This is a genomic window from Thalassobaculum sp. (genome assembly GCF_040219615.1).
GTDB lineage: Bacteria > Pseudomonadota > Alphaproteobacteria > Thalassobaculales > Thalassobaculaceae > Thalassobaculum_A.
In genome coordinates this window covers 107,280-121,041 of record NZ_JAVJSE010000008.1, presented here as the reverse complement: position 1 = coordinate 121,041, position 13,762 = coordinate 107,280, and the positions used below count along the sequence as shown (strand labels likewise).

Below are 13,762 nucleotides of genomic sequence, written 5' to 3'. Positions count from 1 at the left end.
CCGACCGGCGAACGCCATGCCCTCGATCACCGAACAGACGACGATCCCGTCGCCCCCCGAGACCGTCTGGCCGCTGCTGAGCGACCCGGCGCTGATCGCGTCCTGCATCCCGGGCGCCGAGCTGGCGCCGGACCAGGGCGATGGGCTGTGGCGCGGCTCGATCCGGGTCAAGTTCGGGCCGACCGTCGCCACCTTCCGCGGCGAGGCCGAGCTGACCTACGACCATGCCGCCCGGACCTGCTCGATCGAGGGTCGCGGCATCGACCAGCGCGGCGCCTCGCACGCGCTCGCCTCCGGCACGGTCACGGCATCCGGCGAAGCCGAGACGGTGCTGAACGTCGAGGGCAGCTTCACGGTCACCGGGCCGCTCGAGGGCTTCGCCAACGCCGGCGGCGTGCATGTGGCGCGCGCCCTGCTCGCCGAGTTCTCCGGGAACCTCGCCAGGCTGGCCGCCGAGCGCGGCGGCGCGACGGCCGAGACCGGCGCCGGTTCGCCGGTACCGGACGCGCCGGCCGCCGCCCCGGCGCCCGCTCGCGAGCTCAGCGCCGCCGGCCTGCTGTGGCGCGCCTTCAAGTCGTGGCTCGGCTCACTGTTCGGGGGGAAGACATGAACGCCCGCAAGCTCACCGTCACCGACATGCTGGTGAAGGCCTTCGTCGCCGAGGGCGTCGAGACGCTGTTCACCCTGATGGGCGACGCCAACATGTACTGGTCGGCGGCGATGGCCGAGCAGGCCGGGGTCAAGGTGCTGCATGCCCGCCACGAGCACGCCGCGGTGGCGATGGCCGACGGCTACGCCCGCGCCACCGGCCGGGTCGGCGTGGCGTCGACCACCTGCGGGCCGGGCTTCACCCAGATCATGACCGCGCTCGCCATGGCGGCGCGCGCCAACACCCCGATGGTGGTGTTCGCCGGCGACTCGCCGATCGGCGCGAACTGGTACCTGCAGCAGATCGACCAGGCGCCGCTGGCGCTGGCGACCGGTGCGCATTTCATCGCGGTGAAGAGCATCGACCGAGTGCTGGACAACGTCCGCGAGGCCTTCGTGATCGCCAAGGTCGAGCGCCGGCCGGTGGTGCTCAGCATCCCGATGGACCTGCAGAAGAAGGACTACCCGTTCCTCGCCGAGTACCTGCCGTCCGCCGGCTTCGTGCCGGCCCCGCAGCGCCCGATCCCGGACCCCGACATGGTCGAGCGGGTGGTCGACATGATCGCCGAGGCCGAGCGGCCGGTCGTGATCGCCGGCCGCGGCGCCACGCGCAGCGGCGCACGCGCCGCCCTCGAGGCGCTCGGCGACCGGGCCGGCGCGCTGATGGCCAACTCGCTGCTCGGCAAGGCGGCGTTCGAGGGCAACCCCTGGGCGATCGGCATCGCCGGGGCCTTCGCCAGCGACTTCGCGCGCGAGCGCTTCGCCGAGGCCGACCTGGTGATCGGCGTCGGCGCCGGACTCGGCCACTACACCACCGAGGGCGGCTACCTGTACCCGATGGCCCAGGTGGTGCAGATCGACACCAACCCGCGCGGCCTGTGGCAGGGCCTGCGCACCGCCGACCTGCACGTCCGGGCCGACGCCCGCGCCGCCGCCGAGGCGATCGTCGAGGCGCTGGACCGGCGCGGCATCGCGAAGGCCGGCTTCCGCTCGCCGGAGATGGCGGCAGCGGTCGCCGCCGACGTGCCGGACGGCAAGGTCTACACCCCGCAACCGAACCTGCTGGACCCGCGCAAGGCGATCCTGGAGCTCGACGCCGCGGTGCCGAAGGACTGGGACGTGGTGGTCGGGGTCGGCCACTACTTCTCGATCGCCATGACCCACATGTCCGGCCGGGCGACCGACAAGTACCACGTGATCGGCGACTTCGGCGGCATCGGCTCCGGCCTGCCGGCCGCCATCGGCGTCGCCGCCGACCGCGGCGACGGCAAGGTGCTGCTGATCGAGGGCGACGGCAGCCTGTACCTGCACGTGCAGGAGCTGGAGACCATCCGCCGGCACGGCATCCGGATGCTGGTCGCGGTCATGAACGACGGCGGCTACGGCGCCGAGTTCCACAAGTTCCGGGCCGGCGGCCACGAGCCGCGCGAGGCGATCCACGGCCGCGGCGACCTGGCCGGGGTCGCCACCGGCTTCGGCCTGCGCGGCAGCACGGTCAGCCAGCCGGGCCGCTGCGCCGCGCTGTTCGACGAGCACCAGGCGGCCAACTCGGCCGGGCTCTGGGACTTCCAGATCGACGACCTGATCCCCTCGCGGGCCTACCGGCGGATCCACTACGGCGAGGCCTGACCCTTCGAGGCCCCGCTTCGCGAGGCGCCTCAGGATGAGGCGTACCCATCCCGGCGCACGATAGGCCGCCTCATCCTGAGGCGCTCCGCGTCAGCGGAGCCGCGAAGGAGGCTCCGGCCAGGCTTTCTGTGCCGGACGGATCTGCTCGACCAGCCGAGCCAGGCGCATCACCCCGAGATCGTCGAAGCGCTGACCGATCAGCTGCACGCCGATCGGCAGGCCGTCGGCGCTGAACTCCCAGTTGACCGAGGCCGCGGGCTGTTCCGAGAAATTGTAGGCGACCGTGTAGGCGATGTGCGCCAGCGCGTTGTGCGGATCCTCGCTCGGCGAATGCGCCTCGGCCGGGTAGGACACGATCGGGGCGACCGGCGAGATCACGAAGTCGAAGCCGGCGACCGCCTGCACCGCCGCCTCGCGCATCGCCACCACCTGCATGTAGGCGGCCATGACGTCGGCGCCGCTGAATGTCCCGGCCCGCCACGTGCACCACTCCGCCACGAAGGGCAGGATCCGGCCGCGCTGCTCCTCGGTCAGCGCCATGACGTCGTTGTAGGACCGCGCCTCGAAGAACCGGCAGATGCCCTCCAGCATGTCCGGCGTCAGGAAGGACGGGATCTCGGTGACCTCGGCGCCGGCGGCCTGCAGAGCCCCGGCCGCCGCGACCGCGGCGTCGACCACCGCCGGCTCCGGCTCCAGGCCCGCGCCCATCGCCCGGATCAGGCCGATCCGCAGCCCCCTGGCCGACAGCCCCTCCAGGCCGGCGGCGTAGTCCACCGGATCGTAGGGCAGGTTCATGTGGTCGCGCCCGTCCGGCCGGGTGATCGCGTTCATCAGCATCGCGGCGTCGCGCACCGTGCGGGTCATCGGCCCGGCGGCCCGGCCCATGAACGGCGGGTGGATCGGCACCCGGCCGAGCGACGGCTTCAGCCCGAACAGGCCGCAGTGATGGGCCGGCAGCCGGACCGAGCCGCCGATGTCGGTGCCGACATGCAGCGGCCCGTAGCCGGCGGCCGCGGCCGCCCCGGCGCCCGAGGACGAGCCCGCGGTGTTGCGCTCCAGGTTCCAGGGATTGCGCGTAGTGCCGTGGATCGACGACCGGCCGGACGACAGCATGCCGTAGTCCGGCATGGTGGTCTTGCCGATCAGCACGCAGCCGGCCTCCCCGGCGCGGGCGGCGATCGGCGAGTCCTCGGTCTTCGGCGTCAGGTCTCCGATCGCCACCCCGATGGGGGCCGGATCGCCGGCGGTGTAGAGGTTCTCCTTGAGGGTGATCGGCACACCGTCCAGCGGCGAGAGCGGTCGGCCCTCGCGCCAGCGCGCGGCCGACGCGGCCGCCGCCGCCCGGGCCGCATCCCCGTGCACCCGGTACATCGCGTTGGCGTGCGGCTCCCAGGCCTCGACCCGGCTGAGCACGGCTTCGACGACCTCGGCAGGCGACAGGCTGCGGTCGGCATAGGCCTCGGCCAGCTCGGCGGCGGTCAGCGCGTAGAGGGGAGTCATGACGGCATCCTTGGAACGATCGGCGGCGGGACGACCCCAGCACTGTCACCGCTCCGGGAAGCGCAGGCAAGCGCCGACCGGCCACCCAGGCGGCCTAAGCCCGCCCGCCGTCCAGGCCCTTGGCGACGCGCTCCACGGCGCCGCGCGACACCGGCTTGCGCAGCAGCGCCGCGGGATGGATCGCGGCTATCTCGGCATCGTCCTCGGAGCCGCCGGCGATCAGCACGATCGGCACGGCGCCGAGCCCCGGGTTGGAGCGCAGCCACCCGATCGCCTCGCCGCCGGGCACGTCGCGCAGCTGCAGGTCCATGAAGATCACCGCGGGCACGCTCTGGCGGGCGGCGATCACCGCGGCCACCCCGCTGTCGACCACCTCGACGTCCCAGGCGGCCTCCAGGGCGGACCGGCACACCCCCTGCGCCACCAGATCCGAGGCGACCACCAGGGCGCGCCGACGAAGCCCGCCACCCGTCGCGCCGAAATCGTCGCGGAATTCCATCGGCGAAACCTCCTCGAGACCGGGGCCGCGCCCGCAAACCCTCGCGAAATTCCGAACGACCGTCACCAGCGCCCGCCCTTGCGGTTCCAGCCGTCGTCATCGCCGACCCCGGCCGCCAGATCAGCGAGCTGCTCGAGGTCGAGGATCTCGACGCTGGCCGGCGTCGGCAGAGCGATCAGCCCGTCGCTCTTCAGCCTGGTGAAGGTGCGCGACACGGTCTCGACGGTCAGGCCGAGATAGTCGGCGATGTCGCCGCGCCCCATCGGCAGGTCGACGTGATCGTCGTGCTCGCCGTCCTCATGCGCCGCCAGACTCAGCAGGAAGCTCGCGACCTTCTCCGACGCCGACTTGCGCCCGAGCAGCACCATCTGGTCCTGGGCCATGCGGAGTTCGTTCGAGACCGCCGTCAGCAGGCGCCGGGCAAGGCCCGGCTCCTCGTCGATCCGGCGCTCGAAGGCCGGACGCTGGTAGCGGCGCAGCGTCAGCGGCGTCACCGCCTCGGCCGTGCAGAGATACTGCCGCTGCGCCGCCAGGCCGAGCAACTGCCCGCCCGACACGAAGCCGATGATCTGCCGGCGGCCGTCGATCAGAACCTTGTAGAGCCGGAGGGTGCCGCTCACGACCTCGAACACGCCCTCGGCTTCGTCGCCTTCCGAGAACAGGATGCTGCCCGGCGCCATCCGCTGGAGCGCCGCCGGCCGCGTCCCGTCTTGGCAAACGGCGAGGCTTCGAAAACCATTCGTGGTGGAGAGATGCGAAGCGGTTTGCGTTTCCATGACCTGCCTCTCGACCCTGCGTTCCGTCGGTTCGCGACCGATCCGATGGGTTCAGGTTCTAAGGGCGCAACGTCACGCGGCTATGGCGACAAGGCCGGTGTCGTGTAGCTGATGCGAGACGAAGTGTGACAGTCTGTGACAACCAACCGGGATCAGTGCCTTGACCGATGCCCTCCATGTCCTGATCGTCGACGACGAGCCACGGATCCGCACCATGCTCCGGCGCTATCTGGCCGAGGAAGGCCTGAAGGTCTCCGAGGCCGGCGACGGAAGCGCGTTGCGCGCCGTCCTGCAGCAGGAGCAGATCGATATCGTCCTGCTCGACCTGGTGATGCCGGGCGAGGACGGCCTGTCGCTCGCCCGCGACATCCGCCGGCAGTCGGACGTACCGATCATCATGGTGACCGGCAAGGGCGACCTGATCGACCGGGTGGTGGGGCTGGAGGCCGGCGCCGACGACTACATCGCCAAGCCGTTCCATCTGCGCGAGGTGCTGGCCCGGATCAGGACGGTCAGCCGGCGCGCCCGTGTCCGGCCCGCCGAGACCCCCGTGGCGCCGGACGCACAGGCTCCGAAGGGGGAGACACTGGAATTCGAAGGCTGGATCCTGGACCTGCCGCGACGGGAACTGCGGGCCCCCGACGGTTCGACGGTTCCGCTCACCACGGCCGAGTTCGAGCTGCTGCGCGCCTTCCTGCAGCATCCGAACCGGGTGCTCAGCCGGGAGCAACTGATGGATCTCGCCAAGGGACGGGAGTGGGCGGCCTACGACCGGACCGTCGACACCCAGGTGATGCGGCTGCGCAAGAAGGTCGAGGCCGACCATGCCAACCCGACCCTGATCAAGACCGTCCGCGGCGCCGGCTACCTGTTCGCCGCTCAGGTGCGGCCGGTCTGACGGGAGTCCGCCGTCCGATCAGCAGACCGCCGGCCGCAGCGCCTCCTCGAGTTCGGCGAGGCTGTAGGGCTTGGCGAGCCACCGGGTGTCTCCCGGAATCTGACCGTTCCTGATCATCGCCGGGTCGGTGTAGCCCGAGGTCATCACCACCTGCAGGCCCGGCCGGCGCTCGCGCGCCAGCACCGCCAGCTCGAAGCCGGTCATGCCGCCCGACATCACCACGTCGGAGAACAGGATGTCGACCGGTTCGCCGCGGTCCAGCACCGCCAGCGCGGCCGGCCCGCTGTCGGCCTCCAGCGTCCGGTAGCCGAGCGCCTTCAAGCGCCGCAGCGCGACCCGCCGGACCCGCTCGTCGTCCTCGACCACCAGCACCACCTCGCCGACCGCCGCCACCGCCTCGCCAGCGGTTGCCGTCTCGCCGACCACCTCCAGGTCCTCCGCCCGCACCGGCAGATAGATGGTGATGGCCGTGCCGCGCCCCGGCTCGCTCTGCAACGCGATATGGCCGCCGGACTGCTTGACGAAGCCATACACCATGCTCAGGCCGAGCCCGCTGCCGGCGCCCGGGCCCTTGGTGGTGAAGAACGGCTCGAAGACCCGCTGGCGGACCTCGGGCGACATGCCGGTCCCGGTATCCGAGACGGTCAGGGTGACATAGGCGCCCGGCTCCAGCTCGGCCGGCTCGCCTTCCACCGCCACCAACCCGGTGTCGATGACGAGCTGGCCGCCGTCCGGCATGGCGTCGCGCGAGTTGATGGCCAGGTTCAGCAGGGCGTTCTCGACCTGCCCCGGATCGGCCATCACCACCGGGACGCCCGGTCCCAGCCGCGGCTCGATGCGGACCTGCTCGCCGAGGCTGCGGCGCAGCAGGTCGACCATGCCCTTGACCAGGGCGTTCAGGTCGACCGGCTTGGGGTTCAGCGGCTGCCGCCGCCCGAAGGCCAGCAGGCGGCTGGCGAGCTGGGCGCCGAGCGCCGTCGCCTCCTGGGCCTCCTGCAGAATCTCACGGTCGTCGGCGTCGGTCACACGCCGCTCCAGCAGTTCCAGGTTCCCGGAGATCACCGTCAGCAGGTTGTTGAAGTCGTGCGCGACGCCGCCGGTCAGCTGACCGACTGCCTCCATCTTCTGGGCCTGACGCAGCTCCTCCTCCATCCGCTCGCGCGCCGAGATGTCGCGGATGAAGCCGGTGAAGACCTGCTCGCCCGGAAGCACCACCTCGCCGACTGCGAGCTCGATCGGGAAGACCGTGCCGTTCTTGCGCTTCGCCTGTACCGTCCGGCCGATCCCGATAATCCGCTTCTCGCCGGTCCGCAGATAGCGTTCGAGGTAGCCGTCATGGGCCTCGGCATAGGGCGAGGGCATCAGCATGTTGATGTTCCGGCCGATGACCTCGCCTGCGGCATAGCCGAACAGGCGCTCGGCCGCGTGGCTGAACGACTGCACGATGCCCTTGGCGTCGATCGTGATAATGGCGTCGGGGGCGGTATCGAGGACCGAGCGAAGCCGTGCCTCCCGCTCCTCGATCATGGCCTGGGCACGCTTCGACTCGGTGACTTCGCGGATGAACCGCAGCACCGAAACCGGCTGCCCTTCGGGGTCGTGGTGCACCACCCAGTGGCTCTCGACGACCACCCGGTGGCCGTCACGGTGCCGGTGGACCAGTTCGCCCCGCCACTCGCCCCCGGCGTGGAGCTCCGCCTCGACGATTTCGCGCGGTCCGGGAAAGACGGTGTCGAGCAGTTCGTCCGAGCGGCGGCCGACGGCCTCCTCGGCGGACCATCCGAACACGCCGCCGATCGCCCTGGTCCAGGTCAGGATCGTCCCGTCCAGGCTACAGACCATGGCCGGCACGAGGTCCAGGGCGTGCGCAAACTGGCGCAATTCCTCCGACGCGATCTCGAGCCGGCTCTCGACGTCGTCCGCCATCCTGGCATCCAGGCAAGAACGAAGGGAAGGACCCCACACGGCTTGCGGGTTTGCGCGCCGTGCGGGCATTGAAACACAACGCTTGCGTCGGTCCAACCCGGACCGCCGGCGGCTCCCGCCCGATCCGGCCCGACGCCATTCGCCGCATGCTGTCGTGCCGGTTCGCGTTCGAACCCGGCTTGCCCTCCCCGGCCCGCGGCGCCAGCATGGCCGTCCGTCCAGCGGAGAGCGTCATGACATCAACAACCCCCATCAGCGGCGGCGAGGCCGTCGTGCGATCGCTGATCGTGAACGGCATCGACACCGTGTTCGGCCTGCCCGGCATCCAGCTCGATCACTTCTTCAACGCCCTGCACGATCACGGCAACGAGGTCCGGGTCGTCAATGCGCGGCACGAGCAGGGCACCGCCTACATGGCCTTCGGCTGGGCCCAGTCGACCGGCCGGATCGGCGCCTATGCGGTGGTGCCGGGTCCCGGCATCCTGAACACCACGGCGGCGCTGTCGACGGCCTACGGCTGCAGTGCCCCGGTGCTGGCGTTTACCGGCCAGATCCCGTCCGACGCCATCGGCCGCGGCCTCGGTATGCTGCACGAGATCCCCGATCAGCTCGGTATCCTGGAGCGCCTGACCAAGCACGCCGCCCGCATCGACCATCCCTCCGAGGCGCCGCGCGCGGTCGCCGAGGCGTTCCGGCAGCTCCGGAGCGGGCGGCCACGGCCGGTCGCTCTCGAGGTGCCGATGGACGTCCTGGCGATGAAGGCACCGGTCGGCGATCCGATCCTCGGCGCGCCCGATCCGGCGCCGACGCTCGATCCGGACCAGATCGAGGCGGCGGCGAAGCTCCTCGGGCAGGCCGCGCAGCCGATGATCTTCGTGGGCGGCGGCGCCTATGGCGCGACCCCGGAGATCCGCGAGCTGGCGGCGATGCTGCAGGCGCCGGTGGTGTCCTACCAGAACGGCCGCGGCATCGTCGACGAGCGCACCCCCTACGCGCTGAACCACTCCTCCGGCAACGAGTACTGGGGGGACTGCGACGCCGCCCTGGCGATCGGCTGCCGGATGCAGATCGAGCGGACCTTCTGGGGGCTCGACGACAGCGTGAAGGTGATCCACGTCGACCTCGACCCGACCGAGATCAACCGGGTCGCCAGGCCGGCGATCGGCATCGTCGCCGACGCCGGCGACGCCGCCCGGGCCCTGCTGGACGCCCTGCCCGCGCACAACCGGCGGCGGGAGTCCCGGGCCGACGAGCTCGCGGCGCTGCGCGCCCGGCACCACGACAAGGCGGTCAGCGCCGTGGGGCCGCAGATGGCGTTCCTCGGGGCGCTGCGCCGGGCGCTGCCGGACGACGGGTTCTTCGTCGACGAGTTCACCCAGGTCGCCTATGTCGCGCGCATCGGCTTCCCGGTCTACGCGCCCCGCACCATGGTGACGCCGGGCTACCAGGGCACCCTCGGCTACGGCTACGCCACCTCGCTCGGCGTGCAGGCCGCCAACCCGGACAAGGCCGTGCTGTCGGTCAGCGGCGACGGCGGGTTCATGTTCACCGCCAGCGAGATCGCCAGCGCCGTGCACCACAAGCTGCCGGTGGTGGCGGTGGTATTCGCCGACGGCGCCTACGGCAACGTGCTGCGCATGCAGAAGGAGCTGCACGACGGCCGGGTCATCGGCTCGCGCTTCACCAACCCGGACTTCGTCAAGCTGGCCGAAGCCTACGGCGCCGATGGCCGCCGCGCCGAGACCCCGGAGGCCCTGGAGATCGCGGTCCGCGAGGCGTTCGCCGCGCGCCGGCCGACGGTCATCGAGGTGCCGGTCGGCGAGATGCCCGAGCCCTGGCCGGTGATCCGGCCGGCCCCCAGCAAACCGAAGCGCACGGAGTAGGCCATGGCGAAGGAAACCGCCCTGATCGTCGGCGCCGGCGCCGGCCTGAGCGCCTCGCTGGCCCGGCTGTTCGCCAGACAGGGCATGGCGGTGGCGCTGGCCGGCCGCTCGCCCGGCAAGCTCGACGCCCTGGTCGCCGAGACCGGGGCCCGGGCCTATCGCTGCGACGCCGCCGATCCGGACAGCGTCGAAGCGCTGTTCACCGCCGTCGACAACGACCTCGGTTCGCCGGACGTGGTGGTGTTCAACCCCTCGGCGCGGGTCCGCGGCCCGGTCCAGGACCTGGACCCGGCGGCGGTCCGCGACGCCCTGATGGTGACCTGCTACGGCGGCTTCCTGGTCGCCCAGCAGGCGACCCGGCGCATGCTGCCCAGGGGCAAGGGAGCACTGCTGTTCACCGGCGCCTCGGCGGCGGTCAAGGGCTATCCGAACTCGTCGAGCTTCGCGATGGGCAAGTTCGGCCTGCGCGGCCTGTGCCAGTCGCTGGCGCGGGAACTGGCGCCAAAAGGCATCCACGTCGCCCATTTCGTGATCGACGGCGGCATCGCCGGTCCGCGCTACAGTGACGCTTCGCGCGGGCCGGACGCCTTCCTCGAGCCCGATGCGATCGCCGAGAGCTATCTCCACGTGCTGCGCCAGCACCGCAGCGCCTGGACCTGGGAGATCGAGCTTCGACCCTGGGTCGAGACCTTCTAGGAAGGAAGCGGAGCCGCCGGCCTCAGTCGACGACCGGCGGGTAGGCCCGGATCACGGCGGCGAACGTCTCGGACTCCGCCGCCTGACGGTCGCGGACCGCCGCCCAGGCGCCCCGCAGTGCCGCGACGGTTCCGCGCGACGGCGCCGACACCGCGACCTCGGCCGCCGCGATCGCCTGCAGCGCCGCCGCGTTCGCCTCGCGGTTGGCACCTTCCGCGAATCCGGCGGTCGCCCGGCAGGCGGCATCCAGGGTCGCCCGGCCGTCCGGACCGAGCATCTCCCAGCGCGCCCGGTTCACCACCACGTCGATCAGCGTCGCCGGCTGCAGGCGGCCCGGATACAGGTAGATCGACGCCACTTCGTGCAGTCCGAACGCCAGGTCGGATGCCGGCACGCCGGCCTCGGCGGCGTCGAAGGCGCCGGTCGCCAGACCGATCGCCAGATCCGAGCCGAAGCCGGTCGCGCTGGCCGCCCCGATCTGGTCCAGGATACGCGCCGCCAGCCCGAAGGCGCGCACCCGCAGGCCGCGGAACGGGGCGCTTTCGTCGAGCGGCTGCTTCAGCCAGGCGAGGCCGTCCGGCCCGACCGCCACGCAGGGCAGCCCGACCACGCCGAACCGCGCATACATCGCGTCGTACAGCGGCCGCCCGGCGCCGTCGCGCACCCAGGCGAGGTGGGCCGCCGGATCCAACCCGAACGGCACGCCGGTGAACAGCGCCGCCTCGGGGGCCCGGCCGCTGAGCACCGCCGGCATGCCCCAGGCCGCTTCCACCGAGCCCTGGGCGACCGCGTCGAGATAGGCGAACCGAGGCACCAGCGCACCCGGCTCGTGGGTTCGCACCCGCAGCCGCCCGCCGGAGCGTTCCGCGACCTCGGCCGCCAGGCGTTCGACCAGGCTGCCGTAGAGCGGCGTACGGACCCCGAAGGCGAGGTGAAGATTAACCCTTTCGCGAGCGAAAGCGGCGTTCGAACACAGCAGTCCAACCACCAGAGCGAAAACAAAAACCCGCATCCCTCGACCGTCCCGCGCGGCAGTTTGGCTGGTGTTCCGGGCCATTCGTTAACATGAACCCCGTCGACAGAGAACACGAGTCGGCGTATGGGTTGTGCTGCGGTTCCGGCGTTCGGGGCCGGCATCGTCTGAGGAGGCGGGCGAGACGTCGCCCTACGTTCGGAGTGACCGCGTTGGCTTGCAGCACCGGCATCCCGGCGTCCTGAGGAGGTGATATCTGCAATGTCCGGCGGACGCGTCGCGTTTGGAGTGCGTATCGAATGCCGACTGGTACGGTGAAGTGGTTCAACACCACCAAGGGTTACGGATTCATCAAGCCGGATGATGGCGGTGCCGACGTGTTTGTTCACATCACTGCGGTGCAGCGCTCCGGACTGCAGGGCCTCAACGAAGGCCAGGCAATCATGTACGAGATGAAGCCGCAGCGGAACGGCAAGATGGCGGCCGAGGAGCTGAAGCCGGTCTGATCGACGCCCCGACCCTGGCGACAGAACACACGAGCGGCGGCGCAGCACGGATGCGCCGCCGCTTTTATTTGCAGGCCCCTTGCAGGCATATATCGGGAAGATATATATCGGCGCGATACTAAACGCTGCCGATCGGTTGCCCGTCGATGGATGTGAAGACCCTTTGCCTCGCCGTGCTGTTCCAGGGCGAGGCCACCGGCTACGAGATCAAGAAGGCGTTCGAGGAAGGGCCGTTCGCGCATTTCCAGCGCGCCGGCTTCGGATCGATCTACCCGGCCCTTTCCAAGCTGCTGGTCGAGGGCCTGGCCGAGGCCGAGGCGCACGAGCAGGACGGGCGCCCGGACAAGAAGGTCTATCGCCTGACCCCGTCCGGCCACGCGGCGTTCCGCCGGGCACTCGCCGAGCCGCCGGAGCCCGACCATCTGCGTTCCGACCTGCTGTTCCTGCTGTATTTTGCGCGAGAACTGCCGCCCGCCCGCGTCGAGGCACTGATCGACGGCTATATCGAGGCCTACCGCAGCCAGGCCGAGCGCATCGCGGGATGCCGGGCCGAGCGGCTGGCGTCGGGCGCCGACATCGATCCCGGCCGCTGGCTGGTGTCCGGGTTCGGCGTCGAGGTCTACCGCGCCGCCGCCGACTATCTGACGCGCAACAGGGAGGCGCTGCTGGCAGGGCTCGCTCGCCCGATGGAAGCCGCCGAATGAACGCCGACCGGGGAAATTTCCGATGCGTGTGAACACCTCCATCGTCCTGGCAGCAGTCATCGCGGTCGCCGCGGCCGGATGGGTCCTCTCGGGCCAGTTCGCCGACCGCCCGGCAACCGCGGCGAGCGACCAGCCCGCCGGGTCCGAGGCCCCGACGGTCGCCAAGCCGCCGCGGGTACGGGTGGTCACCTCGAATGCGCGCGACTATGTGGCGGTCATCCGTGCCTCGGGTCAGACCGAGGCCAGGCGGGCCGTGGAGATCCGCGCCGAGACCGCCGGCCGGGTGGCATCGGTCGGCGCCCCGAAAGGCTCCTGGATGAACGCCGGCGACCTGATCGTGCAGCTCGACGAGGCCGACCGCCGCGCCCAGCTGGAGCGGGCCAAGGCCGCGATCGAGTTCCGCCGGATCGAGAACAACGCCGCCCGCCAGCTCGCCGCCAAGGGGTATCAGGCCGAAACCAAACGGGCCGAGGCGCACGCCGCGCTCGAGCTGGCGCGGGCCGAGCGCGCGCGCATCCAGGTCGACCTGGACCGAACGCGGATCACCGCCCCCTTCCGGGCCGTCCTCGACCGCCGGCCGATCGAGATCGGCGACTACCTGCAGGAAGGCGACCCCGTCGCCACGCTGATCGAGCTCGATCCGATGCGCGCCGTCGCCAGTGTCCCGGAGCAACAGGTCCAGGCGCTGGACGAAGGGATGCCGGCGACGGCGCGGCTGTCCTCCGGCACCGAGATTCCGGCTATCGTCACCTACACTGCGGCCGCCGCCGACAGCGCCACCCGGACCTTCCGCATCGAGGCCGAGTTCGCCAACCCGGACGGCCGCATCGGCCAGGGCATGACCGCCGAGCTGCAGATCCCGCTGCCGGCCCGGCCCGCCCACCACGTGTCGCCGGCGGTCTTCCTGCTGGACGACCAGGGAAAGATCGGCGTGATGATCGTCGACGACGGCGACGTCGCCCGTTTCAAGCGGATCTCGGTGCTCGGCTCCGACAGCGAGGGCGCCTGGATCGCCGGCCTGCCGGAGTCGGTCCGGATCATCAACGTCGGCCAACTGCTGGTGTCCGACGGCCAGGCGGTGACGCCGGTCGATGCCGGGACACCCCAGTCATGAGGATCCTGAC

Annotated in this window: 13 protein-coding genes; 8 read left to right on the top strand and 5 right to left on the bottom strand. The window is 71.2% G+C overall.

Going from position 1 to position 13,762, the window contains the following annotated elements:
- The first annotated feature begins 16 nt into the window (after positions 1 to 16).
- Together RIC31_RS03645 and RIC31_RS03640 are read left to right on the top strand one after the other, a co-directional pair.
- Positions 17 to 610 (top strand): SRPBCC family protein, encoded by a 594-nt coding sequence (locus RIC31_RS03645; RefSeq protein ID WP_350103217.1) that lies wholly within the window; start codon positions 17 to 19, stop codon positions 608 to 610.
- A complete protein-coding gene (locus RIC31_RS03640; protein ID WP_350103216.1) occupies positions 607 to 2,277 on the top strand; it encodes a thiamine pyrophosphate-binding protein in 1,671 nt (556 codons plus the stop codon). The genes RIC31_RS03645 and RIC31_RS03640 overlap by 4 nt, the downstream gene beginning before the upstream one ends.
- Positions 2,278 to 2,367: 90 nt before the next feature.
- Here RIC31_RS03640 and RIC31_RS03635 read toward each other — a convergent pair whose 3' ends face one another.
- The 3 genes from RIC31_RS03635 to RIC31_RS03625 form a co-directional block, all read right to left on the bottom strand.
- Positions 2,368 to 3,777, bottom strand: a complete 1,410-nt coding sequence (locus tag RIC31_RS03635) for an amidase (RefSeq protein WP_350103215.1) — start codon at positions 3,775 to 3,777, stop codon at positions 2,368 to 2,370.
- A gap of 94 nt (positions 3,778 to 3,871) precedes the next feature.
- Complete coding sequence (locus tag RIC31_RS03630) at positions 3,872 to 4,276, bottom strand: response regulator (protein ID WP_350103214.1); 405 nt, start codon at positions 4,274 to 4,276, stop codon at positions 3,872 to 3,874.
- A gap of 62 nt (positions 4,277 to 4,338) precedes the next feature.
- Positions 4,339 to 4,956, bottom strand: a complete 618-nt coding sequence (locus RIC31_RS03625) for a helix-turn-helix domain-containing protein (protein ID WP_350103213.1) — start codon at positions 4,954 to 4,956, stop codon at positions 4,339 to 4,341.
- A gap of 256 nt (positions 4,957 to 5,212) precedes the next feature.
- On the opposite strand from RIC31_RS03625, the gene RIC31_RS03620 reads away from it, so the two are divergent.
- Positions 5,213 to 5,950 (top strand): response regulator, encoded by a 738-nt coding sequence (locus RIC31_RS03620; protein WP_350103212.1) that lies wholly within the window; start codon positions 5,213 to 5,215, stop codon positions 5,948 to 5,950.
- Between the two features lie 18 nt (positions 5,951 to 5,968).
- Here RIC31_RS03620 and RIC31_RS03615 read toward each other — a convergent pair whose 3' ends face one another.
- On the bottom strand, positions 5,969 to 7,876 hold the full coding sequence (locus tag RIC31_RS03615) for a hybrid sensor histidine kinase/response regulator (RefSeq protein WP_350103211.1): 1,908 nt from the start codon (positions 7,874 to 7,876) through the stop codon (positions 5,969 to 5,971).
- Positions 7,877 to 8,109: 233 nt separating this feature from the next.
- Here RIC31_RS03615 and RIC31_RS03610 point away from each other — a divergent pair, with 233 nt between their 5' ends.
- A complete protein-coding gene (locus tag RIC31_RS03610) occupies positions 8,110 to 9,759 on the top strand; it encodes a thiamine pyrophosphate-dependent enzyme (RefSeq protein ID WP_350103210.1) in 1,650 nt (549 codons plus the stop codon).
- A 3-nt stretch (positions 9,760 to 9,762) separates the two neighbouring features.
- The gene (locus RIC31_RS03605; RefSeq protein ID WP_350103209.1) at positions 9,763 to 10,455 is read left to right on the top strand and encodes an SDR family NAD(P)-dependent oxidoreductase; all 693 of its coding nucleotides are present in this window, start codon (positions 9,763 to 9,765) and stop codon (positions 10,453 to 10,455) included.
- Between the two features lie 22 nt (positions 10,456 to 10,477).
- Here RIC31_RS03605 and RIC31_RS03600 read toward each other — a convergent pair whose 3' ends face one another.
- Positions 10,478 to 11,467: a hypothetical protein gene (locus RIC31_RS03600; protein WP_350103208.1), complete on the bottom strand. Its 990-nt coding sequence runs from the start codon at positions 11,465 to 11,467 to the stop codon at positions 10,478 to 10,480.
- Between the two features lie 260 nt (positions 11,468 to 11,727).
- Here RIC31_RS03600 and RIC31_RS03595 point away from each other — a divergent pair, with 260 nt between their 5' ends.
- From RIC31_RS03595 to RIC31_RS03585, 3 genes are all read left to right on the top strand, one after another.
- Entirely contained in the window at positions 11,728 to 11,934 is a 207-nt protein-coding gene (locus tag RIC31_RS03595) for a cold-shock protein (protein ID WP_350103207.1), read from the top strand.
- A 146-nt stretch (positions 11,935 to 12,080) separates the two neighbouring features.
- Positions 12,081 to 12,638, top strand: coding sequence for a helix-turn-helix transcriptional regulator (locus tag RIC31_RS03590; protein WP_350103206.1), 558 nt, complete (start codon positions 12,081 to 12,083; stop codon positions 12,636 to 12,638).
- Positions 12,639 to 12,660: 22 nt separating this feature from the next.
- Positions 12,661 to 13,752 (top strand): efflux RND transporter periplasmic adaptor subunit, encoded by a 1,092-nt coding sequence (locus RIC31_RS03585; protein WP_350103205.1) that lies wholly within the window; start codon positions 12,661 to 12,663, stop codon positions 13,750 to 13,752.
- The last annotated feature ends 10 nt before the right edge of the window (positions 13,753 to 13,762 follow it).

Bases quoted from the DNA above. Each gene is read 5' to 3' on its own strand.
- RIC31_RS03640 (WP_350103216.1), top strand. From the start codon at position 607: ATGAACGCCCGCAAGCTCACCGTCACCGACATGCTGGTGAAGGCCTTC.
- RIC31_RS03645 (WP_350103217.1), top strand. From the start codon at position 17: ATGCCCTCGATCACCGAACAGACGACGATCCCGTCGCCCCCCGAGACC.
- RIC31_RS03635 (WP_350103215.1), bottom strand. From the start codon at position 3,777: ATGACTCCCCTCTACGCGCTGACCGCCGCCGAGCTGGCCGAGGCCTAT.
- RIC31_RS03600 (WP_350103208.1), bottom strand. From the start codon at position 11,467: ATGCGGGTTTTTGTTTTCGCTCTGGTGGTTGGACTGCTGTGTTCGAAC.
- RIC31_RS03590 (WP_350103206.1), top strand. From the start codon at position 12,081: ATGGATGTGAAGACCCTTTGCCTCGCCGTGCTGTTCCAGGGCGAGGCC.
- RIC31_RS03610 (WP_350103210.1), top strand. From the start codon at position 8,110: ATGACATCAACAACCCCCATCAGCGGCGGCGAGGCCGTCGTGCGATCG.
- RIC31_RS03630 (WP_350103214.1), bottom strand. From the start codon at position 4,276: ATGGAATTCCGCGACGATTTCGGCGCGACGGGTGGCGGGCTTCGTCGG.
- RIC31_RS03585 (WP_350103205.1), top strand. From the start codon at position 12,661: ATGCGTGTGAACACCTCCATCGTCCTGGCAGCAGTCATCGCGGTCGCC.
- RIC31_RS03615 (WP_350103211.1), bottom strand. From the start codon at position 7,876: ATGGCGGACGACGTCGAGAGCCGGCTCGAGATCGCGTCGGAGGAATTG.
- RIC31_RS03625 (WP_350103213.1), bottom strand. From the start codon at position 4,956: ATGGCGCCGGGCAGCATCCTGTTCTCGGAAGGCGACGAAGCCGAGGGC.
- RIC31_RS03595 (WP_350103207.1), top strand. From the start codon at position 11,728: ATGCCGACTGGTACGGTGAAGTGGTTCAACACCACCAAGGGTTACGGA.
- RIC31_RS03605 (WP_350103209.1), top strand. From the start codon at position 9,763: ATGGCGAAGGAAACCGCCCTGATCGTCGGCGCCGGCGCCGGCCTGAGC.